The sequence below is a fragment of the Streptomyces sp. NPDC096105 genome, assembly GCF_044763335.1.
Taxonomy (GTDB): Bacteria; Actinomycetota; Actinomycetes; order Streptomycetales; family Streptomycetaceae; genus Streptomyces.
The window spans coordinates 77,133-100,109 of the sequence record NZ_JBIWGC010000028.1 but is presented as its reverse complement, the minus strand read 5'-3'; the positions used below and the strand labels follow the sequence as shown (position 1 = coordinate 100,109).

General features: G+C 72.4%; 18 protein-coding genes and 2 pseudogenes. 15 read left to right on the top strand and 5 right to left on the bottom strand.

Annotated features, from left to right (window positions below; all coding sequences use genetic code 11):
* Window positions 1-135: 135 nt before the first annotated feature.
* Both ACIQ8B_RS30395 and ACIQ8B_RS30390 read right to left on the bottom strand, forming a co-directional pair.
* A complete protein-coding gene (locus tag ACIQ8B_RS30395) occupies window positions 136-495 on the bottom strand; it encodes a MazG-like family protein (protein WP_403551242.1) in 360 nt (119 codons plus the stop codon).
* Between the two features lie 61 nt (window positions 496-556).
* A complete protein-coding gene (locus tag ACIQ8B_RS30390; protein WP_403551240.1) occupies window positions 557-1,099 on the bottom strand; it encodes a DoxX family protein in 543 nt (180 codons plus the stop codon).
* Between the two features lie 130 nt (window positions 1,100-1,229).
* Between ACIQ8B_RS30390 and ACIQ8B_RS30385 the strand changes: the two genes are divergently transcribed.
* The 6 genes from ACIQ8B_RS30385 (at window position 1,230) to ACIQ8B_RS30360 (ending at window position 10,778) form a co-directional block, all read left to right on the top strand.
* The gene (locus ACIQ8B_RS30385; protein WP_290009377.1) at window positions 1,230-1,556 is read left to right on the top strand and encodes a nuclear transport factor 2 family protein; all 327 of its coding nucleotides are present in this window, start codon (window positions 1,230-1,232) and stop codon (window positions 1,554-1,556) included.
* Window positions 1,557-1,950: 394 nt separating this feature from the next.
* Window positions 1,951-5,325: a pyruvate carboxylase gene (locus ACIQ8B_RS30380; RefSeq protein ID WP_403551238.1), complete on the top strand. Its 3,375-nt coding sequence runs from the start codon at window positions 1,951-1,953 to the stop codon at window positions 5,323-5,325.
* 168 nt (window positions 5,326-5,493) lie between these two features.
* On the top strand, window positions 5,494-6,306 hold the full coding sequence (locus tag ACIQ8B_RS30375) for an SAM-dependent methyltransferase (protein ID WP_290009374.1): 813 nt from the start codon (window positions 5,494-5,496) through the stop codon (window positions 6,304-6,306).
* A gap of 215 nt (window positions 6,307-6,521) precedes the next feature.
* Window positions 6,522-9,533: a family 16 glycoside hydrolase gene (locus ACIQ8B_RS30370; RefSeq protein ID WP_403551236.1), complete on the top strand. Its 3,012-nt coding sequence runs from the start codon at window positions 6,522-6,524 to the stop codon at window positions 9,531-9,533.
* Window positions 9,534-9,553: 20 nt separating this feature from the next.
* Window positions 9,554-9,955 (top strand): hypothetical protein, encoded by a 402-nt coding sequence (locus ACIQ8B_RS30365; protein WP_403551234.1) that lies wholly within the window; start codon window positions 9,554-9,556, stop codon window positions 9,953-9,955.
* A gap of 31 nt (window positions 9,956-9,986) precedes the next feature.
* The gene (locus tag ACIQ8B_RS30360; RefSeq protein WP_403551232.1) at window positions 9,987-10,778 is read left to right on the top strand and encodes a VOC family protein; all 792 of its coding nucleotides are present in this window, start codon (window positions 9,987-9,989) and stop codon (window positions 10,776-10,778) included.
* On the opposite strand, the gene ACIQ8B_RS30355 is transcribed toward ACIQ8B_RS30360, so the two are convergent.
* On the bottom strand, window positions 10,759-11,187 hold the full coding sequence (locus ACIQ8B_RS30355; RefSeq protein WP_106415751.1) for a RidA family protein: 429 nt from the start codon (window positions 11,185-11,187) through the stop codon (window positions 10,759-10,761). The genes ACIQ8B_RS30360 and ACIQ8B_RS30355 overlap by 20 nt on opposite strands.
* A 247-nt stretch (window positions 11,188-11,434) precedes the next feature.
* Between ACIQ8B_RS30355 and ACIQ8B_RS30350 the strand changes: the two genes are divergently transcribed.
* The 3 genes from ACIQ8B_RS30350 to ACIQ8B_RS30340 all read left to right on the top strand — a co-directional run bounded on the left by ACIQ8B_RS30350 (window position 11,435) and on the right by ACIQ8B_RS30340 (window position 12,968).
* Window positions 11,435-11,773 (top strand): STAS domain-containing protein, encoded by a 339-nt coding sequence (locus ACIQ8B_RS30350; RefSeq protein WP_403551230.1) that lies wholly within the window; start codon window positions 11,435-11,437, stop codon window positions 11,771-11,773.
* A gap of 63 nt (window positions 11,774-11,836) precedes the next feature.
* Window positions 11,837-12,649: a formate/nitrite transporter family protein gene (locus tag ACIQ8B_RS30345; protein ID WP_403551228.1), complete on the top strand. Its 813-nt coding sequence runs from the start codon at window positions 11,837-11,839 to the stop codon at window positions 12,647-12,649.
* Window positions 12,650-12,785: 136 nt separating this feature from the next.
* The gene (locus ACIQ8B_RS30340; RefSeq protein WP_403551226.1) at window positions 12,786-12,968 is read left to right on the top strand and encodes a hypothetical protein; all 183 of its coding nucleotides are present in this window, start codon (window positions 12,786-12,788) and stop codon (window positions 12,966-12,968) included.
* Window positions 12,969-13,040: 72 nt separating this feature from the next.
* On the opposite strand, the gene ACIQ8B_RS30335 is transcribed toward ACIQ8B_RS30340, so the two are convergent.
* Together ACIQ8B_RS30335 and ACIQ8B_RS30330 are read right to left on the bottom strand one after the other, a co-directional pair.
* Complete coding sequence (locus ACIQ8B_RS30335; RefSeq protein WP_403551224.1) at window positions 13,041-13,241, bottom strand: ferredoxin; 201 nt, start codon at window positions 13,239-13,241, stop codon at window positions 13,041-13,043.
* 488 nt (window positions 13,242-13,729) lie between these two features.
* The gene (locus ACIQ8B_RS30330; protein WP_403551222.1) at window positions 13,730-14,578 is read right to left on the bottom strand and encodes a TetR/AcrR family transcriptional regulator; all 849 of its coding nucleotides are present in this window, start codon (window positions 14,576-14,578) and stop codon (window positions 13,730-13,732) included.
* 115 nt (window positions 14,579-14,693) lie between these two features.
* Here ACIQ8B_RS30330 and ACIQ8B_RS30325 point away from each other — a divergent pair, with 115 nt between their 5' ends.
* The 6 genes and pseudogenes from ACIQ8B_RS30325 to ACIQ8B_RS30300 all read left to right on the top strand — a co-directional run bounded on the left by ACIQ8B_RS30325 (window position 14,694) and on the right by ACIQ8B_RS30300 (window position 22,897).
* Complete coding sequence (locus ACIQ8B_RS30325) at window positions 14,694-15,578, top strand: siderophore-interacting protein (RefSeq protein ID WP_403551220.1); 885 nt, start codon at window positions 14,694-14,696, stop codon at window positions 15,576-15,578.
* Window positions 15,565-16,233 (top strand): annotated as a pseudogene (locus ACIQ8B_RS30320) (ABC transporter ATP-binding protein); the annotation flags it as partial. The gene ACIQ8B_RS30325 and the pseudogene ACIQ8B_RS30320, both read left to right, overlap by 14 nt.
* Window positions 16,234-16,293: 60 nt before the next feature.
* A pseudogene (locus ACIQ8B_RS30315) lies at window positions 16,294-16,957 on the top strand (hypothetical protein); the annotation flags it as partial.
* 636 nt (window positions 16,958-17,593) lie between these two features.
* Window positions 17,594-18,169: a TetR/AcrR family transcriptional regulator gene (locus ACIQ8B_RS30310; protein WP_403551218.1), complete on the top strand. Its 576-nt coding sequence runs from the start codon at window positions 17,594-17,596 to the stop codon at window positions 18,167-18,169.
* A gap of 50 nt (window positions 18,170-18,219) precedes the next feature.
* A complete protein-coding gene (locus ACIQ8B_RS30305; protein WP_403551216.1) occupies window positions 18,220-19,407 on the top strand; it encodes a GDSL-type esterase/lipase family protein in 1,188 nt (395 codons plus the stop codon).
* 217 nt (window positions 19,408-19,624) lie between these two features.
* Window positions 19,625-22,897 carry a LamG-like jellyroll fold domain-containing protein gene (locus tag ACIQ8B_RS30300; protein ID WP_403551214.1) on the top strand — a complete coding sequence of 1,091 codons (3,273 nt, stop codon included), beginning with the start codon at window positions 19,625-19,627 and terminating at the stop codon, window positions 22,895-22,897.
* Window positions 22,898-22,977: the final 80 nt, after the last annotated feature.

Genomic DNA, 22,977 nt, shown 5'->3' with positions numbered 1-22,977 from the left:
CCCGCGAACGTCGAACTCGCCGCATGACCCCAGCAAGACCAAATCACCCCAACCCCGACAGGGGCGCCTTGACGAAAGACATAGAGGCACCCCCCCGCACGACCCCACCGCCCGGCGCGGCCCACGCCCCGCCCGTCAGGCCTCACCCCTCCCGCCGAGCGACCGCTCGGTGATCCGCTTCAGGTGATGCGCGAAAACCTCCGGCGCCTCCGGCGTGAGGGTCCGCAGCGCCACCAGAGCGGTGACGGCGACGTCGCACAACTCCGCGCTCACGTCGTCCCACGTGTGGGTGACCCCCTTCCGCGGATTCCGCCCCGTCGCCCCGACCACGGCCTGGGCCACCTCACCCACTTCCTCGGACAGCTTCAGGATCCGCAGCAGGACCCGGTCGGGACCATCGTCGGGACGGCTGGCGTCCAACCAGCCGCACAGCCCCTCGACGGCCCCCCACAGATCCGCGGCCGGAGACGGCGGAGAAGACGACTGCTCGCTCATGGCCGCACAGCCTCGCACAGCCCACCGACAGCGCCCGCCACGGCGCCCGCCGCACCGCCCGTCACTCGAACAGCGCCCCCTGCTGCCCATCCCGCGCCTTCCGCAGCCGCCGGCTGCGCGCCCCCACGGCCAGCGCCGTGGCCGCCGCCGTCACCGCGAAGGCCGCCGGCACCATCCAGTTCCGGTCCACCGAATGCCCCAGCACACGGTCGAGGGAGAGCCGCCCCGGCCCCGTGACGGCGAGACCCGCCGCCGTCAGGCCCAGGGACGCAGCGTACTCGAAACCGCCCTCCTGGTTGAAGAAGCCGTTGGGCGCGTGCACCGCCGCCGCGCCCGCCATCGCCCCGGCGGCGGCCGCACCCGCCGCCGGGGTGGCGAGGCCGAGCGCCAGCAGCAGACCGCCGCCGGTCTCCGCGACACCGGCCGCCGTGGCGCTGACCTTGCCGGGGGCGTACCCGATGGAGTCCATGAACTGGCCGGTGCCCTCGATGCCGCCACCGCCGAACCAGCCGAAGAGCTTCTGCGCACCGTGCGCCGCGAGCACCCCGCCGGTTCCCAGCCGGAGCAGCAGCAGTCCCAGATCGCGTCGGTCGTAACAGGTCACGTCGTCTCCCCGTGAACGGTGGTCCGGCACCCGACCACCGTCGCACCGCCGCCCCGGCCCCGGCCCGTCGCCGACGCCGTTCGGGTGACGCGGGTGGCGGGGGCGTCGCACCGGTACGAACCTGACAGGCATGCCCATGCAGATCACCCGCCTCAGCGACCCGGCCGTACGCGCCTTCGTCTCCGCCGTCAACGACCACGACCGGGAGGCGTTCACGGCCCTCCTGGCGCCGGGCGCCACCATGGCGGACGACGGCACCGAGCGGGACCTCGCCGACTGGACCGACCGGGAGATCTTCTCCTCCCGCGGCCACATGGCGGTCGAGAACGAGTCCGACGGCGGCCGCCGCCTCGTCGTCCGCTACCGCAACGACACCTACGGCGAGATGCGCACCACCTGGTCCTTCACCGTCGACGACGACGGCCGCATCTCCCGCTTCGAGACCGGTCAGGCCTGACGGCCCGTCCACTTCCGTCCCCCCTGCGGGCCCGGCGCCGCACAGCCGCCGGGCCCGCAGGGGGTGGCCGTCCGTCCGAAACGCCTGTCCCGTGGGAACGGGTGACGGGACGGTCACGCGTCTCGCCCACGCGCCGGCCGGCGCGATCGGCGCCCCGGGCACCGGCACGCCCACCGGGCTGCTCGAGGTCATCGAGCAGCACGGGGCACGGACACCCGCGCCGGCCCGGCGCGGGGGGGCCACAGGGGAAACGTTCCCCCTGCGGCTCCCGTTCGTCCCGGTATGCCGGTCCGTGTCCCGGGGCGGGTCCGTGCGAGTGGCCCGGCTCACATGGCGTACCGGATCCGCCGCGGACACGATGGTGATCGTCACCGGCAGGCTGAAGGGATCGACCATGTTCCGCAAGGTGCTCGTCGCCAACCGCGGCGAGATCGCGATCCGGGCGTTCCGCGCGGGCTACGAACTGGGTGCGCGCACCGTCGCCGTCTTCCCGCACGAGGACCGCAACTCGCTGCACCGGCTGAAGGCCGACGAGGCCTACGAGATCGGCCAACCGGGTCATCCGGTCCGGGCGTACCTCTCTGTCGAGGAGATCGTCCGCGCGGCGCGCCGGGCGGGCGCCGACGCCGTCTACCCGGGCTACGGCTTCCTGTCGGAGAACCCCGAACTCGCGAAGGCCTGCGAGGACGCGGGCATCACCTTCGTCGGCCCTGACGCCCGCATCCTGGAACTGACCGGCAACAAGGCGCGCGCGGTGGCCGCGGCCCGGGAGGCGGGCGTGCCCGTCCTCGGCTCCTCCGCGCCCTCCACCGACGTCGGTGAACTCGTGCGCGCCGCCGACGAGATCGGCTTCCCCGTCTTCGTCAAGGCAGTCGCGGGCGGCGGCGGGCGCGGCATGCGCCGCGTGGAGGACCCCGCCCAGCTGCGCGAGGCCGTCGAGGCCGCGTCCCGCGAGGCCGCCTCCGCGTTCGGCGACCCCACGGTGTTCCTGGAGAAGGCCGTCGTCGAGCCCCGTCACATCGAGGTGCAGATCCTCGCCGACGGCCAGGGGAACGTCATCCACCTCTTCGAGCGCGACTGCTCCCTGCAGCGCCGCCACCAGAAGGTGATCGAGCTCGCCCCCGCGCCCGGCCTGGACCCCGGGCTGCGCGACCGGATCTGCGCCGACGCCGTGCGGTTCGCCCGGCGGATCGGCTACCGCAACGCCGGCACCGTGGAGTTCCTCCTCGACCGCGACGGCAACCACGTCTTCATCGAGATGAACCCGCGCATCCAGGTCGAGCACACGGTCACCGAGGAGGTCACCGACGTCGACCTGGTGCAGGCCCAGCTGCGCATCGCCGCCGGCGAGTCGCTCGCCGACCTCGGACTGTCGCAGGAGTCCGTCACCCTGCGTGGCGCGGCCCTGCAGTGCCGCATCACCACCGAGGACCCGGCCAACGGCTTCCGCCCGGACACCGGCCGCATCAGCGCCTACCGCTCGCCCGGCGGCTCCGGCATCCGCCTCGACGGCGGAACCACCCACGCCGGCACGGAGATCAGCGCCCACTTCGACTCCATGCTGGTCAAACTGACCTGCCGGGGACGCGACTTCGGCGCCGCGGTGGGCCGCGCCCGGCGTGCCGTGGCCGAATTCCGCATCCGCGGCGTGGCCACCAACATCCCCTTCCTGCAGGCCGTCCTGGACGACCCGGACTTCCAGGCCGGTCGGATCACCACCTCGTTCATCGAGCAGCGCCCGCAGCTGCTCACCTCCCGCCACTCCGCCGACCGCGGCACCAAGCTGCTCACCTACCTCGCCGACGTCACCGTCAACAAGCCGCACGGGGAGCGCCCCGAGCTGATCGACCCGCTGACCAAGCTGCCCGAGACGCCCGCGGGGGAGCCGCCGGCCGGTTCCAGGCAGCGCCTCGCCGAGCTGGGCCCGGAGGGCTTCGCCCGCTGGCTGCGCGAGTCGCCGGCCCTCGGCGTCACCGACACCACCTTCCGCGACGCCCACCAGTCGCTGCTCGCCACCCGGGTCCGCACCAAGGACCTGCTCGCCGTCGCCCCGGTGGTCGCGCACACCCTGCCCGGGCTGCTGTCCCTGGAGTGCTGGGGCGGCGCCACCTACGACGTCGCCCTGCGCTTCCTCGCCGAGGACCCGTGGGAGCGGCTGGCCGCCCTGCGCGAGGCCGTGCCCAACATCTGCCTCCAGATGCTGTTGCGCGGCCGCAACACCGTGGGCTACACGCCGTACCCGACGGAGGTGACCGACGCCTTCGTGCAGGAGGCGGCGGCGACCGGCATCGACGTCTTCCGCATCTTCGACGCGCTGAACGACGTCTCGCAGATGCGGCCCGCGATCGACGCCGTCCGCGCGACCGGCACGTCCGTGGCGGAGGTGGCCCTGTGCTACACCTCCGACCTGTCCGACCCGTCGGAGCGGCTCTACACGCTGGACTACTACCTGCGTCTGGCCGAGCAGATCGTCGAGGCGGGCGCGCACGTCCTGGCCGTGAAGGACATGGCGGGCCTGCTGCGGGCGCCCGCGGCGGCGAAGCTGGTGTCGGCGCTGCGCCGGGAGTTCGGCCTGCCGGTGCACCTGCACACCCACGACACCGCGGGCGGGCAGCTCGCCACCTACCTCGCCGCGATCCAGGCGGGAGCGGACGCGGTGGACGGGGCGGTGGCCTCGATGGCCGGCACCACCTCGCAGCCCTCGCTGTCGGCGCTCGTCGCGGCCACCGACCACTCCGAGCGGTCCACCGGACTGGACCTCCAGGCGGTCGGCGACCTGGAGCCGTACTGGGAGAGCGTCCGCAAGGTCTACGCGCCGTTCGAGGCGGGCCTGGCCTCCCCGACCGGCCGCGTCTACCACCACGAGATCCCCGGCGGCCAGCTCTCCAACCTGCGCACGCAGGCGATCGCGCTGGGCCTCGGCGACCGCTTCGAGGACATCGAGGCGATGTACGCGGCCGCCGACCGGATGCTGGGCCGGCTGGTGAAGGTCACCCCGTCGTCCAAGGTGGTGGGCGACCTGGCCCTGCACCTGGTCGGCGCGGGCGTCGACCCGCGCGAGTTCGAGGAGCAGCCGGACCGCTTCGACATCCCCGACTCGGTCGTCGGCTTCCTGCGCGGCGAGCTGGGCACCCCGCCCGGCGGCTGGCCCGAGCCGTTCCGCAGCAAGGCGCTGCGCGGCCGGGCGGAGCCCAGGCCGGCCCCGGAGCTGTCCGCCGAGGACCGCGAGGGCCTGGCCAAGGACCGGCGCCCGACCCTCAACCGGCTGCTCTTCCCCGGACCGACCCGCGAGTTCGAGACGCACCGCCAGTCGTTCGGCGACACCAGTGTCCTGGACAGCAAGGACTTCTTCTACGGGCTGCGTCCCGGGAAGGAGTACAGCGTCGACCTCGACCCCGGCGTCCGGCTGCTGATCGAGCTCCAGGCGGTCGGTGACGCCGACGAGCGCGGCATGCGCACGGTGATGGCCACGCTCAACGGCCAGCTGCGGCCGATCCAGGTCCGTGACCGCGCGGCGGCCTCCGACGTGCCGGTCACGGAGAAGGCCGACCGCGCCGACCCGGGGCATGTGGCGGCGCCCTTCGCCGGCGTGGTGACCCTCGCGGTCGCCGAGGGCGACCAGGTGGAGGCGGGCGCCACGGTGGCCACCATCGAGGCGATGAAGATGGAGGCGGCCATCACGGCCCCGAAGTCCGGCACGGTGTCCCGGCTGGCGATCAACCGCATCCAGCAGGTGGAGGGCGGCGACCTCCTGGTCGAACTCACCTGACCTCTGCCCGGTATTGCCTCCGGCATATGCCCCGACGGGGCCGCCGTCCCGCGCGACGACGGCCCCGTCCGCACGTCCGGCGCGCCTTCGGACAAGCCCGCGCAGAAGAGCTGTGGGACCGTAGATTGAGCGGCGACAACAGCTCTCGGAACACCACGGACGGTAGCCATGACCGACCCCGCGACGGCACCCGGATCGACTCAGCAGAAGATCGACACCTCGGTGCCGCACTCGGCCCGCATCTGGAACTACTGGCTGGGAGGGAAGGACAACTACCCCGTCGACGAGGAGGCCGGCGACGCCTACACCGCCGTCTTCCCCGGTATCGTCGCCATCGCCCGCGGCAGCCGCGCCTTCCTGCGCCGCACCATCACGTACCTGGCCGCCGAGCAGGGCATACGCCAGTTCCTGGACATCGGCACCGGCCTCCCGACGGCCGACAACACCCACCAGGTCGCCCAGCGGATCGCGCCCGAGGCCCGGATCGTCTACGTCGACAACGACCCGATGGTCCTCGCCCACGCCCGCGCGCTGCTCTACTCCACCCCCGAGGGCGCGACGGCGTACGTCGACGCGAACGTCCTGGAGCCCGAGCGCATCCTGGAGGCCGCGGGCCGCACCCTGGACCTCACGCGTCCCACCGCGCTGATCCTCAGCAACATCCTCGGCCACATCGCCGACTACGACGAGGCGCGCTCCGTCGTCGACCGTCTGATGACCGCCCTGCCGTCCGGCAGCTACCTGGCGATCAACGACGGCTCGCGCGGCATCGACCCGGGCTTCGAGCGTGCCCAGGACGCCTACAACGCCAGCGGCGCGGTGCCGTACAACCTGCGGACCGTGGAGGAGATCACCTCCTTCTTCGACGGGCTCGAGCTGGTCGAGCCCGGTGTCGTGTCGGTGCAGCAGTGGCGTCCCGAGACCCAGGAGCCGGCCCCGGAGATCATCGCCGAACACGGCGGCCTGGCCCGTAAGCCCTGAGCCGTCCGGCTGTCCACGAGAGGCGGGTCCCGGCAGTCCGGGGCCCGCCTCTTCGTTGCCTGTGCGGCGAACTTTGAACTCGTCGATGACAAAGTATGGACGAGTTGAGCAGAAGTCTCCTAGCGTGTCGGCGCAACCGTTGGCGTACGCGTAATGCGCGTGTCCCACACCGGAGTTGATCCGGCCCTCCGGTCGACCCAGCAGGAGGCAGAAGCATGCACGCACGGCTGTACCGGCATGTCCGAAGATCTCTCACCGGCCTGCTCGTCGGCGCCTTCCTGACAGGCGGCGTGTGGGGGGCGCCGCCGGCCGCGGCCCGGCCGGACGCCGCCCCGCGGGCCGAGGCGCCGCCCCAGGAACCGGGCGTCACGCTCCGCGTGTTCGACGTGCAGGTCCCGCTCGAGACGATCTGCACCCTCAAGCCCGGCCAGACCCCCAACGTCGACCGGCTGGAGCCGGTCGTCGACTTCAGCTCGACCGACGACTTCGGCGGGTTCGCCGACAACTTCGTCAGCCAGGTCACCGGCAACATCCATGTGCCGGCCGCCGGTTCGTACACCTTCCGGCTGATCAGCGACGACGGCTCACGGCTGGCGATCGGCGACCAGGTGGTGGTCGACCACGACGGGCTGCACGGGGCCGAACCCAAGGACGGCACCGTCGAACTCACCGAGGGCATGCACGCGTTGCGCATCGACCACTTCGAGCGCGGCGGCGACCAGCAGCTCACCCTGGCCTGGCGGCCGCCGGGCGCCGACGGCTTCACGACCGTGCCGAACGAGGCGCTGAGCACCGACGCCGGTGTGGTCCGGGTGACCGCGCCGGGCCGCAAGGAGTGCGAGGGCATCACCGACTCGCCCGGCGACGGCCTGCCGCTGAACGCCGTACGCCCCGACCACACGCTCACCGACCTGCGCCCCGAGGGCTTCGAACCGCAGGTCACCGGCATGGACTGGCTGTCCGACGGCCGGCTGCTCGTGAGCACCTGGGGCGGCACCGGCAACACGGCCGGCGAGATCTACGCCCTCGACCACGCCACCGGCAGCACCGGCCCGGACAAGGTGAAGGCCACGAGGATCGCCGACGGGCTGAAGGAGCCGATGGGCCTGAAGGTCGTCGACGGTGCCGTCTACGTCTCGCAGAAGCACGAGCTGACCGAACTGCGCGACAGCGACGGCGACGGCTCCCTCGACCGGTCCCGGACCGTCGCCACCTGGCCCTACGGCGGCAACTTCCACGAGTTCGCCTTCGGCCTCCTCTACGACAAGGGCCACTTCTACCTGAACCTGTCCGTCGCCATCGACTACGGCGGCGCCACCACCGACCCGCAGCCCGCACCCGGCCGGGGCGTCACCGTCAAGGTGAACAAGAAGACGGGCAAGGTCAGTTACCTGGCCGGCGGCCTCCGCACGCCCAACGGCATCGGCTGGGGACCCGGCGGCGGCATGTTCGTCACCGACAACCAGGGCGGCTGGCTGCCCGCGTCGAAGCTGGTCCACGTCCGGCAGGACCGCTTCTTCAACCACTACACCAACCCCGTGGGCCCCTTCGACAAGGAGCCGGTGACGCAGCCGGTGCTGTGGCTGCCGCAGAACGAGATCGCCAACTCGCCCAGCACGCCGCTGTACCTGACCAAGGGACGCTTCAAGGGGCAGATGCTGTTCGGTGACGTCACTTACGGCGGCCTCCAGCGCGCCTACCTGGAGAAGGTCGACGGCCAGTACCAGGGTGCAGTCTTCCGCTTCACCCAGGGACTTGAGGCGGGCGTGAACCGCATCAGCATGGGCCCCGACGGCGCGATCTACGTCGGCGGCCTCGGCGCCGACGGCAACTGGGGCCAGGAGGGGAAGCTCAAGTTCGGCCTGCAGAAGCTGACGCCCAACGGCGGCAACACCTTCGACATCCAGGCCATGCGGGTGCGCAAGGGCGGCTTCGAGCTGGAGTACACCCAGCCGCTGTCGCAGGAGACCGCCGAGGACCTGGTGAGCCACTACCGGGCCGAGCAGTGGCGCTACACCCCGACCCGCGACTACGGCGGCCCGAAGATCGCCGAGGAGGCCCTGGAGGTGACCTCGGCGAAGCTGTCCGCCGACCGCAAGAAGGTCACCCTGGCGATCGACGGCCTCAAGCCGGGCCGCGTGGTGCACGTCCGCTCCCCGCGCCCGTTCAGCTCCGCGTCCGGCGAGACCCTGTGGAGCACCGAGGCCTGGTACACCCTCAACGCCCTGCCCGGCGCCGAGCCCGCGCCCGGCCCGGTGTACGAGGCGGAGGAGGCGACCCTCACCGGCGCCGCCGGCATCAACACCGACCACCGCGGCTACTCCGGCAGCGGCTTCGTCGACCGGTACGGCACCCAGGGCGCCGCCACCACCTTCGACGTCACGGTGGGCAGGAGCGGCTCCTACGACGTGGGCCTGCGCTACTCCAACGGCCCGAACCCCTTCCAGGGCACCAAGTCCGTCTCCCTGTACGTCAACGGGCACAAGGTCAGGCAGACGCGTCTGCGCAGCACCGGCGACTGGGACACCTGGTCGACACAGCGGGAGACGGTACGCCTGCGCGCCGGGCACAACACCGTCGCCTACCGGGTCGACGAGGGCGACACCGGACACGTCAACCTCGACCTCGTCACCGTCGACCGGCACGGCGCCCCGGTCACCCTGTTCGACGGCCGGGGCCTGGACCGGTGGCAGCACACCGACGGACGCCCGGTGCAGTGGCCGGCCGAGGACGGGGCGGCGGAGGTCTGCTGCGGCGACATCCGCACGAAGGACGGCTACGACGACTTCCGGCTGCACCTGGAGTACTGGCTGCCGAAGCTGCCCCCGGACGTCACCGGCCAGGACCGCGCCAACAGCGGCGTCTACCTCCAGGACCGCTACGAGATCCAGATCCTGGACTCCTACGGCGACACCACGCTCGCCGCCGACGAGGCGGGCGCGATCTACCAGAAGAAGGCGCCCGACGTGAACGCCGCCCGGCCGCCGGAGACCTGGCAGTCGTACGACATCGTCTTCCGCGCCGCGCGGTACGACGCCGAGGGCGTCAAGACGTCCGACGCGCGGATCACGGTGGTGTGGAACGGCAGGAAGGTCCACGACGACGTGGTGGTCGACGGACCCACGGGCGGCGGCGCGCCCGAGGGACCCGCGGCCGCGGCGATCCGTCTCCAGGACCACGGCAACGCGGTCCGGTACCGGAACATCCGCATCGAGCCGCTGAGCTGACGCGGTACCGGTGGATACGGGTGCGGCCGGGCCCCACGGGGACCCGGCCGCACCCCTGCGGGGCCTGCCGCACCGCGGGCTGCCGGTCGGCCGGGCGACCGGAGGTCACCGCGTCGGACGAGTCGGCCTCGGCGGCGTTCCTGCCGGGCCACAAGCCGGTCGCGCAGCTGTCCGACAACGAGCCGCCGGCCGACGCGCGCAACGCGCCGCTGCCGCCGGACGCCTTCCCCCCGCCGGTGGGCCGCCCCGTCACCCACAGGATCCACCGCGACGCCGCCCACCCCTCGCGGGCGGTCCTGCCGTTCATCACGGGTGCGGCGGAGCAGGAGGCGCAGGAACGCCCGAGCACGGCGTGCCTCGCCGTCCGGGACGCCCGGACGGCGAAGCCGGAGGGCGAGCACCGGCGTCCGGTGGCACGCTGAGTCCCCAGGCAAGCTCCGAAAGGACCTCGCGGTGATCACCACTGACTTCGCCCCCGGCTCACCCTGCATGCTCGACCTCGGCGTCCCCGACGTCCCGGCCGCCGCCTCGTTCTACGGCGCGGTCCTCGGCTGGGACTTCGAGCCGATGGGGGAGGACGCCGACGGCGGCATGTTCCGCAAGGACGGCAAGATGGTCGCCGGCCTCGGCAGACTCACCGAGGAGGGCGCCCGGCCGGCCTGGATGATCTACTACACGGTCACCGACGCGGACGCCACCACCCGGGCCGTCGAGAACGGCGGCGGCACCGTGCGCGTGGCGCCGCTCGACATCGACGAGTGGGGCCGGATGGCCCAGTACAGCGACCCGCTGGGCGGCCAGTTCGCCGTCTGGCAGCCCGGCGGGAGCAAGGGCGTCGACCTGGTCGACGAGCCCGGTTCCCTGTGCTGGACCGAGCTGTACACGAGCGACGCGGCCGGGGCCCGGCGGTTCTACGGCGACGTCCTCGGCTGGCGCTTCACCGACATGCCGATGCCGGGCGACGAGGGCACGTACACGATGATCACCCCGGCCGGACTGCCCGACGAGCGGATGCACGGCGGCCTCATGGAGGTCGGCGAGGACGCCCTGTCCCTGGCCGGCGGGCGCCCCTACTGGCACCCGGTCTTCGCGGTCGCCGACTGCGACGCGGCCGTCGCCCGGGTCGAGGAGAACGGCGGCAGCGTGCAGATGGGCCCGGTGGACGCGGAGGGCGTCGGCCGGATGGCCCTGTGCCTCGACCCCTTCAGGGCCGACTTCGTGCTGCTCACCCCGTCGGAGAGCTGACGGGGGCGGCGGGTCGGCCGGCGGTGGCCGGCCGCCGTGCGTCCACCTCGATCTCGATCCTCATCCGGGGATCGGCGAGACCGCAGACCATCATCGTCGCGGCCGGCCGCACCTCCCCGAAACACCGGCGCAGCACCGGCCAGCAGGGCTCGAAGTCCGCCCGGTCGGGCAGCAGGTAGCGCACCCGCACCACGTCGGCGAAGGTGCACCCCGCCTCCGCCAGCGCGGCGCCGATGGTGCGCAGGCACTGCTCGGCCTGCTCCACCACGTCGTCGGAGATCGTCATGGTGGCGTAGTCGAAGCCGGTGGTGCCGGACACGTGCACCCGGTCGCCGTCGACCACGGCACGGGCGTAACCGATCCGCTCCTCGAACGTCGAACCGCTCAGAATCGCACGTCGCTGTGTCATACGCGGCACACCCCAGTGCGTCGTCGAAGATCATCCGGATGGTGGATCATGCTTGCATCGTATGGCGTCGCCAACTCGCCGTGCCATGATGGGAGAACGAGAGACTGGCCGGCGTCACGGTGTCGGCTCGTGGGCTCTGGGCGTCGCCCCCTTCCAGGGCAGCCGGACCCTGCCATCGTCGACCGCCCCTACCACGGGGACGCATCGCCTTTGGGCTCCCGACCCTCCCGAAGGAGGGCTGCCCACCATGCACTTCACCACACGGACCGACGGTGCCGCGGCACGGATCACCGTGCACGGCGAGATCGACCACGACACCCTGCCCCTGCTCCGAGCCGCCGCCGCCGGGCTGCCGCCGAGCGTGACCGAACTGGTCTGGGACCTGCAGCACGCCCGCTTCATGGACGTCGCCGGACTCCACCTGCTGTTCGAACAGCCGTCCCCGGAGGGCCCGCCCCGCAGGACCACCGTGACCAACCTGGCGCCGCAGCCGCTGCGGCTGCTGATCCTCGCCACGAGGGTGAGGCCGGACCTCGACCTCGCCCGGCTCCTTCCCGACACGCCGGCCGCCCTGCTCGACGGCTGACTCCGGCCCGCCCGGCGTCGTGCCCCCGGCCGCCGCGGGGAGAGCCGGGAGCGGGGAACCGCCATGGAGCCTGACGACCAGATCATGAAAGGACCGGGGGAGCGGCGTGTCGCCGAGGCGGCGGAACGGATCGTCGCCGAAGGCCGGCCGCGTCTGCACCGCACCTGGGCGTCCCTGGTGGCCACCTCGCTGCTCGGCGGCATCGACGTGAGCGTCGGCGTCATGACGCTGCTGTTCGTCAAGCACGAGACCGGCAGCGACCTGCTGGCCGGACTGGCCTTCTCCGTAGGGTTGATCGCCCTGCTGCTCGGCCACAGCGAACTGTTCACCGAGGGCTTCCTGGTGCCGGTCAGCACCGTGATCGCCGGCGCGGCCACCTGGCTCGACCTGCTGCGGCTGTGGGTGACGGTCCTGGTGATGAACCTGGCCGGCGGATGGGTGTTCATGTGGATCGTGATGCGGGCCTTCCCCGAGCTGCATCGCACGGCGGCCGACGCGGGCGCGCGGTTCGTCGACGGCGGATACACCCTGGGCACCTTCTGCCTCACCGTGCTGGGCGGCGGCGTCATCACCCTCATGACCCGGATGCACCAGGGCACCGACTCCATGACCGGGAAGATCACCGCATCGGTGTCCGCCGCGTTCGTCCTGGCCGGACTCGGGCTGTGGCACTCCGTCCTGGACTCCCTGATCGCGTTCGCCGGCCTGCACGCCGGCAGCACGCCCTACGGGTACGCCGACTGGCTGGGATGGCTGGGCTGGGCGGTCCTCGGCAACGTGGCCGGGGGCGTCCTGCTGACCACGGCGCTGCGCCTCGTGCGCAGCGCACCGGTGCTGCGCGAGGACGCGCCCGCGACGAAGGCCGGCGACACCTGATCCGGGAGGGGGCCGCCGTCGACCACATCGAGGGGACTGACGGAGCCGTCCGCACTCGCCTCGGCGTCCTCCCGGTCGAGCTTTCTGCCCCCCGTCGCTGACCTCGCCCGGCGGCAGGCCGAGGCCCGCCGCAGCCATGCGTCCTCGTCGTCCGGCCCGGGAAGCCCGCTCGGCCGCCCTGTTCCAGCTCGCCGCCGAGCTGTCCGCCGCCGTCCCCCCCGGCACCCTCGCCACCCTCTACAAGACCGGCATCACCCCCCACGCAAGGCGCACGCGGCCCGAACGTCTCCAGCACCTGCGCCTGCGGCTCGGACCCTGAGCCGGTCGCAGCACTGAGGGCTCCACGAGCGGTGCCGTGGAGCCCTCAGTGCTGGGGGGTGGCGTCGCGCCGTCAGGCGTCGGGCGGGTCGCCGCCGAGGACGATGGCCTGGACGGGACAGCGCGGCCTGGGTGACCTGCCACGGGGTCGTGGTCGTGGCGCGCCGGGAACGAGCGTGGCGTACCCGGCGTCGTCCTGGGTGAACACGGCGGGTGCCGTCAGGGTGCACTGCCCTGCCCCGATACAGGTGCCGTGGTCGATGCGGATCTCCATCAGGGGCCGCCTTCCGGTGGTCGGGCGGGGGACGCCAATGACCCAGCTCGTGCGCGGTGGCACGGTCGAGGGCCGGCAGGACCCCCTCCTCGAAGTCCCGGTCTCCTCTCGACGCGGCCTCCCGCCGGCGCTGGACACGGTCACAGGGCGCGCTGATCCGCAGCTGGCCGGCCCGCGCGGGTGTGTCCGGCCGGCTCCCCCCGCGGCTCTCCCGCAGCCGCAGCCGGAGCTGGTTCCGCGACCAGCTGTGCCGCTCAGCCTGGCCTAGCCAGGTATCGGCCTCCGCCGGCGACAGGGAGGCCACCTCGGCGCGGTGGCCGAAGCTCGGTGCCCCGCGTCGGCGCCAGTGCTCGAAGTGGCGTGCCACCTACGCGTAGTTGCGCAGCGTCTGGTAGTCGAGTCCAGCGGCCCGCACTTTCGGTGGTGATCGCTTCGCGCGTGCGGCCCGTGCGGAATCGGGCGGGCCCGCTCGGGCCCGCCCGATTCCGTCAGGAGGTGCCGGCCGAGGCGTGGAACGTGCCGTCGGAGTCCGTGCGCACCGCCGCCGCGACGCCGTCGAGGATCAGTTCCAGGCCCACCCGGAACGCTTCCTCCGCCTCCTGCTCCATGTGCGAGGCGGCGCCGCCCGCCTCCGCCTCGGTCATGGCGGCGAGGCTCGCGGTCGACTCCAGGGCCGCCAGGGCGGGGAAGCGTTCGGTGAAGTCCGGCGCGAACTCCGCGAGCAGCGCGGACCGCTGCGCCCACCACTCCTCGTCGGGCACCCCGGTCTCCGCCGCGGCCTGCCGGTGTTCCGTCGCGACCAGGGCCATCCCCCGCACGAACTGGAACAGCACCGCGATGACCCGTCTGACGTGCAGGGGGCCCAGGCCGGTTCCGCCCAGGATCCGCACCACCGTCTCCAGCCGTGCGTACTCGTTCGGCCCGAGCACGGGCCGGGCCTGCGAGACCTGGAGCACCCAGGGGTGACGCAGGTAGAACGCCCAGGCGTCGTCGGCCCAGGCGGTGATCGCCGGGCGCCAGCCCGCGCCGGTGTCGTACTCGGTGGGCAACTCGGCCAGCACCCGGTCGTGCATGAGGTCGACCAGCTCGCTCTTGCTCGGCACGTACGTGTAGAGCGCCATGGCGGTCCGTCCGAGCCGGGTCCCGACCGCCCGCATGGACAGGGCCGCCATGCCCTGTTCGTCCGCCACCGCGACACCCGCGGCCACGATCGTGTCCACGTCGAGCCGGGGTTTGGGTCCGGGTTTCGTGCCCGGGCCGGGCTTCCCGGATGTGACCGATCGCCAGAGCAGGGACATGGATCGGCGGGCATCGCCCTGTCCGGCGAAAACAACCACCTTGCAACTCCTTACAGCATAAAGTAACCTCACCGGCACATCTCTTTACGCTGTAAGGATACCAGTCGGGCGTTCGCTCGTCCCGGTATGCCCGTACCTTCGTGGAAGGTTCCCGATGGCAGAGCTCCCCGTCACGTTCATCCAGGTCACCGACATCACACGCGTCACACCGCGGATGGCCCGCGTGACGTTCGAGGCCGACCGCCTCGACGACTCCGTGGGCCTGGCTCCGGACCAGCAGCTCAAGCTCTGCTTCCCTCGGCCCGGCCAGGAGCGGCCCCTCCTGCCGGAGCAGAGCGACGACACGACGGGCTGGTACCAGGCGTTTCTGGCCATCCCCGAGGACGAGCGCCCCTGGATGCGCAGCTTCACCCTCCGCCGGCGCGTGCCCGGCACGAACACCGTCGAGATCGACTTCGTCCTGCACGGCGACACCGGCCCGGCCGGCGCCTGGGCGGCCTCGGCCCGCCCCGGCGACCGACTCGGCATGGTCGGCCCCTCCGCGCTCTACGCCGGACCGGTCCCTCTGACGGACTCCATCGCCTCCGCCGACTGGCTCCTGATCGCAGGCGACGAGACGGCGCTGCCCGCCATCGGCACCCTGCTGGAGGCTCTGCCCGAGCGGACCCGCGCCCAGGTCTACGTCGAGGTCGCCGACCACGCCGAGCGGCAGACCTTCCAGACGGCCGGCGACGTCGCCCTCCACTGGCTGCACCGCGACGGAACGCAGGCCGGCCGCAGCGAGGTGCTGATCGATGCCGTCCGCGGCGCCGAGTTCCCGCCCGGACGCCCCTTCGCCTGGCTGGCCGGCGAGGCGGGCGTCGTGCGGACCCTGCGCCGCCACCTCGCCACCGACCGAGGGCTCGACAAGCGCGCGGTCAACTTCAGCGGCTACTGGCGCTTCAAGCTCACCCAGGACGACGCCCCGACGGCCGACGACATGGCCGAGGCGCAGGAGCGCCTCGCCGAGTACCGGGCAGCGTCCGATGGCTGGTCCTGACGAACCGCACGTCGACCCCGGCATCCCCGCCGGCCGCCGCGAACCGGCCGGCCGCCTGCCGGGCCGAGAGAAGGATTTCATGATCACAGTACGAGGTCCCGCCCGCCGGTTCACCGTGCGCGGCCAGACCGTCGAAGCGGTCAAGGGCGTCGACTTCGACGTGGCGCCCGGGGAGGTGGTCGGGTTCCTCGGCCCCAACGGGGCGGGCAGGACCACGACCTTGCGGATGCTCACGACTTTGTTGCGCCCCACCGGCGGAACCGGCACCGTGGCCGGCTGCGACCTGCTGGCCGGCCCCCAGGGCGTGCGGCGCAGGATCGGCTGCGTCCACCAGGGCGGCGCCACCTGGCCCGAGTCCAGGGTGGACGAGGAGATCGAACTCCAGGCCCGGCTCTACGGCCTGTCCCGCACCGAGGCCAGACGGCGCGGGGCCCTGCTCGCCGACCGGCTCGACCTCGCCGGCCTGGACCAGCGCCCCGTCAAGACGCTCTCCGGCGGTCAGCGCCGCCGCCTCGACATCGCCCCCGGACTGGTCCACGACCCGACGCTCGTCTTCCTGGACGAGCCCACCGCGGGCCTCGACCCGCAGAGCCGGGCCAACCTCTGGGACCACGTCCGCAGCCTGCGCTCCGAACAGGGCACGACCGTCTTCCTCACCACCCACCACCTCGACGAGGCCGACGTCCTGTGCGACCGGATCCTCGTCACCGACCACGGCACGATCGTCGCCGAGGGGACCTCCGACCGTCTGCGTCACCTGGCCGACATCGGACTCGGCTGCCTCAGCCTGGACCGGCGGACACGCACGCTCTCCGGCGGCGAGTCCCAGCGGATCAAGACGGTCCGGCACCTGTCCAACAGTCTCACCGAGATGCTGTACGTGTTCGACGAGCCGAGCATCGGCCTGCACCCCCGGGACGTGCACCGGCTCAGAACTCCTCGTCGCGTTGCGGGACAAGGGCAATACGGTGCTCGTGGTCGAGCACGACCCCGTCGGTCTTGACCACCTGCGGCTCGGCCAGCCGCTCAGCACCCTGTCCGGCGGCGAGTGCCGGCGCCTGAAACTCGCCACCGACCTGCACCGCGTCGGAAGCGTCTACGTCATGGACGAACCCACCACGGGTCTGCACATGTCGGATGTCCACCGTCTCCTCGGCGTCATCGAGCGCCTCGTCGATCAGGGCAGCACCGTCATCGTCATCGAGCACCACCTCGACGTCGTCAGGAGCGCCGACCGGATCATCGACCTCGGCCCCGAAGGGGGCAGCGGCGGCGGACGAGTCCTGTTCGAAGGAACTCCGGCCGATCTCCTGAAGAGCACCGACTCCCACACCGCCGCGCACCTCCGCCAGGACCTCTCGCGTGCGGGCCGCGTCTGATCACCGAGGCCGTGGCGGCAGCGTCATGGGCTGACGTGCTCGTCGCGCCGGATGAGGCGGCTCGGATGCAGCGTCCCCATGTCCGCCGGCCCCCGACCCGCGCCCTCCAGCGTCCAGCGCCCGCTCGGTCGCCGGCGGCTGTCCGCCCTCGCCGGCCGGCTGCGGCCCGGCGGACCGGGCCCGGTCGCCCAGCGTCCCGATCGACTGCCCGTCCGGCACCGCCTCCGAGGCCGACTCCACGACCGGCTGCTCCACGGCCCTGTGCTCAGTGACGGTCCCGCTCATCAGGCGTCGGGCGGAGAGGGGCGGGACGGTCCGGGCGGTCGGCCGGGTCACGGCGTTTCTCGCCGCTGGTCCGAGGGGCGAGGGCGACGGCACCGGACTCGACGAGACGGGCGCCGGTGCCGAACGCACGTGTTTCGGACGGCGTCCTCCCCGTGTGGGACGCGGCGGCCGGGGTACGAGCCTCGGGCGGCGGGCCCTCGTGAGCGGCGCCGGGTGGCCGAAACGCCGAGCGCGGAGGCACGAGGGCCGCAGGAGACTCCCGAGTCCCGTGTGAGAGCCTTTAGGAGTATGACTTTTGCCTAAAGCCTTTAGGTGCTGGCATACTCGCTGTAGCCGAACGGAAGGGTGGCTATGGCGCCGCGTGCAGGACTCACCACCGAACGCCTGACCGGAGCGGGCGCGGAACTCGCCGACGAGGTGGGCTTCGACCAGGTGACCGTCTCGGAGCTCGCCCGGCGTTTCGACGTGAAGGTGGCGAGCCTCTACTCCCACGTGAAGAACTCGCACGACCTCAAGACCCGCATCGCCCTCCTCGCCCTGGAGGAACTCGCCGACCGCGCCGCCGACGCCCTCGCCGGACGGGCCGGCAAGGACGCCCTGGTGGCCCTGGCGAACGTCTACCGCGACTACGCGCGCGAGCACCCGGGCCGGTACGCGGCGGCGCAGTTCCGGCTCGACCCGGAGACCGCCGCGGCCAGTGCCGGAGTGCGGCACGCCAGGATGGCCCGCGCCCTGCTGCGCGGCTACGACCTGGACGAACCGGACCAGACCCACGCCGTCCGCCTGCTCGGCAGCGTCTTCCACGGCTACGTCAGCATCGAGATGGGCGGCGGCTTCAGCCACAGCGCCCCCGACACGGAGGAGACCTGGTCCCGCGTCCTCGACGCGCTGGACGCCCTCCTGCGCGGCTGGCCGCCCACGCCCTGACCCGCCGGCGCGCCCCCTCACGTCCGCCCACCCCCGAAACGGATCGAGACATGCCCTCCGCACCCCTCGCCACGGTCATCACGCCCGTCACCGCCGACCTCGTACGCGGCGCCCTCGACCTCGAGGAGACCCCCGACGGGCTGCTGCCGCACCGCCTGCCCGCCTGGGCGCGGGCCCAGTGCACGGACGGGCAGCTCGCCATGGCCGAGTCCCAGCCCTCCGGCGTCCGCCTGGCCTTCCGCACCCGGGCCACCGTCGTCGAGCTGGAGACCGTTCCCACCAAACGTGTCCACGTGGGCGCCCCGCCCCGCCCCGACGGCCTGTACGACCTGCTCGTCGACGGACGGCCGGCCGGGCAGGCGTCCGCGACCGGCGGCCACACGGTCACCATCGACATGTCCACCGGCAACGCGGAGATGAGCCCCGGACCGGCGGGCGCCGTCCGCTTCGGCGGGCTGCCCGCCACCGACAAGACGGTGGAGATCTGGCTGCCGTACAACGAGATCACCGCGCTCGTCGCACTGCGCACCGACGCCCCGGTGGAGCCCGCGCCCGCCTCGGGACGCCGCACCTGGGTGCACCACGGCAGCTCCATCAGCCACGGCTCCGACGCCGCGAGCCCCACCACCACCTGGCCCGCGCTCGCCGCTGCCGCGGGCGGGGTGGAGCTGGTGAACCTCGGCTTCGGCGGCAGCGCCCTGCTGGACCCGTTCGTCGCCCGGACCATACGGGACACGCCGGCCGACCTGATCAGCCTCAAGATCGGCATCAACCTGGTCAACGCCGACCTGATGAGGCTGCGGGCGCTCGGTCCCGCCGTGCACGGTTTCCTGGACACCATCCGCGACGGCCACCCCGACACCCCGCTGCTGGTCGTCTCACCGATCCTGTGCCCCATGCACGAGGACACCCCCGGGCCCACGGCCTTCGACTTCGGCCGACTCGCCGAGGGCGAGCTGTCGTTCACGGCCTCCGGCGACCCGGAGGAGCGGGCCGCGGGCAAGCTGACGCTGAACGCCGTCCGCGAGGAACTGGAGCGCGTGGTGGCGGCACGCGCGAAGGACGACCCGCACCTCCACCACCTCGACGGGCGCGCCCTGTACGGCGAGGAGGACCATGCCGAACTCCCGCTGCCCGACCGGCTGCACCCGGACGCGGCCGCGCACCGCCGCATCGGCGAACGCTTCGCCGCCCACGCCTTCGCGGCCGGCGGCCCCTTCGCCGGCGCCGGAGGCTGACCCGGACGAGGGCCGTCCGTCCCCGGGGGCGGCCATACTCCTCCTCCCACGCCTCCGTTGACGCACAGTCACCTCTGCGCAAAGCCTGGACAGCCGTCGCACCGCGTGTTGTCATTCCGCTGCACACCGGATTTCCAACGTTGGAAGAATGCCGGCGGAGCTGACGGCCCCCCTCGTTCCGCCGTGGCCCCATGCCCCCAGCGCGAGGAAGGGTTCGATGACCAGACAACTCACCCGCCCGAGATCCCGATGGTGGGCCGTGCTGACCGTGACGGCGCTGGCCCTGTCCACGGGCGTCCTGGCGCCCGCCGCGACGGCCGCGGCACCGGCAGCCGGCGGTGTCGCCGCCGCCCGGGCCGCGGACGCCGACGTGATGGTGCACGGGCTGAAGGGCGAGTACTTCCGCATGTCGGCGCCGGGCGCCCGGGACTTCGCCGAGCTCGGCGGCGCCCAGCTCGAACCGCAGGTCAACTTCGCCGGTCTCACCAGCACGTTCGAGGAACTCACCGGGCGGACGGAGCACACCACCGCTCGCTGGACGGGCCGGATCGAGGCCCCGAAGACCGACGACTACACCTTCCACGCGATCGGCGACAACGGCTTCCGGCTGTTCATCGACGGCGAGCCGGTCATCGACCACTGGGAGCCCGACTGGGACCGCGAGCAGACCAGTGCCCCCGTCCGGCTGACCGCGGGCGAGACGTACGACTTCCGCCTGGAGATGTTCCAGGACGTCGGCGGGTCGAACATGTACCTGCGCTGGTCGACGCCGACGCTCGCCAAGCAGCTCGTGCCGATGACGGCGTTCACCCCGCCCGCCGACTTCGAGGTGTACCCGGTCGCACTGACCGTGGGCCGCGACGGCCGCACGCTGCGCGCCCGCTTCGACGGCAGGGTGAGCGACCTGGCACGGGTGGCCGGACACCTCAAGGTCGAGGCGGACACCACCGCCATGCCGGTCGAGGCGGTGACCACCGTCCCCGGCGACCGCACCTCCCTCCAGGTCACCCTCTCGGAGGCGATCCAGAAGGCCCAGACGGTCCGCGTCGTCTACGACGGTGAGGGCGGCCTCAAGGCCGGCGGCGAGACCGTGCCCCGCATCGCCCGCCACGCCGAGAACGCCTCCGCCCACCGCCTCACCACCCCGTGGGGCGACAGGGTGAACAGGAACGACCCGCTGCCCGAGTACCCGCGCCCGCAGTTGGTCCGCACGCGGTGGAAGAACCTCAACGGCCCCTGGCAGTTCAGCGGCGCGAAGGCGGGGGAGCAGCCCGTCTTCGGCAAGAACCTGAACGAGAGGATCACCGTGCCGTTCCCGGTCGAGTCACTGCTCTCCGGGATCGAGCGGCACGAGGACCACATGTTCTACCGCAAGCTGGTGGAGGTGCCGAAGAACTGGAAGGCCGGCAAGAGCGGCAAGAACCGGCTCAAGCTGAACTTCGACGCCGTCGACCACCAGGCCCGCGTCTGGGTCAACGGCAGGAAGGTCGCCGAACACACCGGCGGCTACACCGCCTTCAGCGCCGACATCACCGACGCGCTCACGGGCAAGGGCCCCCAGGAGATCATCGTCGCGGTCACCGACACCGGCGGCCCCGACCAGCCCGTGGGCAAGCAGTCCACCAGCCCCGGCGGCATCTGGTACACCCAGTCCTCCGGCATCTGGCAGACCGTGTGGATGGAGCCCGTCGCCGAGACGTCCGTCGACGACGTCGTCACGACGCCGGACATCGACACGAGGACCCTCGCCGTGACCGTCGAGTCGGCCGGCGCGTCCGCCGAGGCGCGCGTCGAGGCCGTGGCTCGCGACCACCGCGGCACGGTCGTCGGCAGGGTGACCGGCCCCGCCGGCAAGCGGCTGAAGCTGCCGGTCGCCAACCAGCGCCTGTGGAGCCCGGACGACCCCTACCTCTACGACCTCGAGGTCATGCTGAAGGACGGCCGGTCCACCGACACGGTCGACAGCTACTTCGGTATGCGGAAGATCGGCATCGAGGACGTGGGCGGCTACAGGAAGCTCGTCCTCAACGGCAAGCCCGTCTTCTCCCTCGCCACCCTGGACCAGGGCTTCTGGCCCGACGGGCTCTACACCGCGCCCAGCGACGACGCCCTGGCGTTCGACCTGAAGGCGCACAAGCGGCTCGGCTTCAACGCGGTCCGCAAGCACATCAAGGTCGAGTCGCCGCGCTGGTTCCATCACGCGGACCGGCTGGGCCTGCTGGTCTGGCAGGACTTCGTCTCCGGCGACCTGACCGGCGCGAACGGCCGGAAGGCGTTCGTCGACGAGGGCCGGGAGATGATGCGCCAGCACCACGACGCGCCCTCCGTGATCGGCTGGATCGTCTTCAACGAGGGCTGGGGCGAGTGGGACCGGGAGGAGACCGGCGAGCTCGCCGACGCCGTCAAGGCGGCCGACCCGTCCCGTGTCGTCAGCGCCCACAGCGGTGTCAACTGCTGCAACAGCAAGGGCGACTCGGGCAAGGGCGACATCATCGACCACCACGACTACACCAACGAGGACCCGCCCTTCCCGGACCACCGCGCGGCGATGGACGGCGAGCACGGCGGCTTCACCCTGCGCACCCCGGGGCACATGTGGCCCGGCCCGCCCACCGTCATCTACAGCGGTGTCGACAACAAGGAGGCGCTGACCCGGAAGTACGTGGAGAACACCGAGGAGTTCTACCTCGACCAGGCCGGCGCGGAGCTGTCCGGCTCGGTGTACACCCAGATCACCGACCTGGAGAACGAGCTCAACGGCCTGTACACGTACGACCGCAGGGAGATCAAGGTCGATCCCGGGCAGGTGCGCGAGGTCAACCTGAAGGTGCTCGCGGCCGGAGCGGCGGCGGGCCGTCGCGAGCAGCTGAAGGGCGGCGGCCACTGGTCCCTCGACGAAGGCGCCGGCACCACCGCGAAGGACGACGGCCCGAACGGCAGGGCGCTGAAGCTCACCGGGGGCGCCACCTGGACCACCGGAGTCAGCGGCAGCGCCCTGAAGCTCGACGGCAGCGGGCAGTTCGCCCAGACCGACGGGCCGGTGCTGGACACCACCGGCAGCTACACCGTCTCCGCCTGGGTCACCCTCGACACGCTGCCCGGCAACTACGCCACCGCGGTCAGCCAGGACGGCCGGCGCCAGGCCAGCCCGTTCTATCTCCAGTACGGGCAGGGCGCGTTCGCCTTCAGCACGCCGGACGGCAAGCGGGCCCGCCTGGAGACCCGTCCCGAACTCGGCCGCTGGTACCACCTGGTGGGCGTACGCGACGGCGCCACCGGCCAGATCACCCTCTACGTCGACGGGAAGAAGGCGGCGACCGTCACGGGCGGTCCGCACTACGTCGGCTCCGGCCCCCTCGCGGTGGGCCGCGCCCAGTGGAACGGTGACGACACCGACTTCTGGGACGGCTCCGTGGACGAGGTGCACGCCTACGACAAGGCGCTCACCGCCGAAGAGGTGACCGCGCTCCACGAGGCGGAGAAGCCGTAACACCGGCACGACGAGGGGGCGGACGCCGAACGGCGCCCGCCCCCTCTCGGACACGCGTACGGTGACGGCGCCTCGAGGGC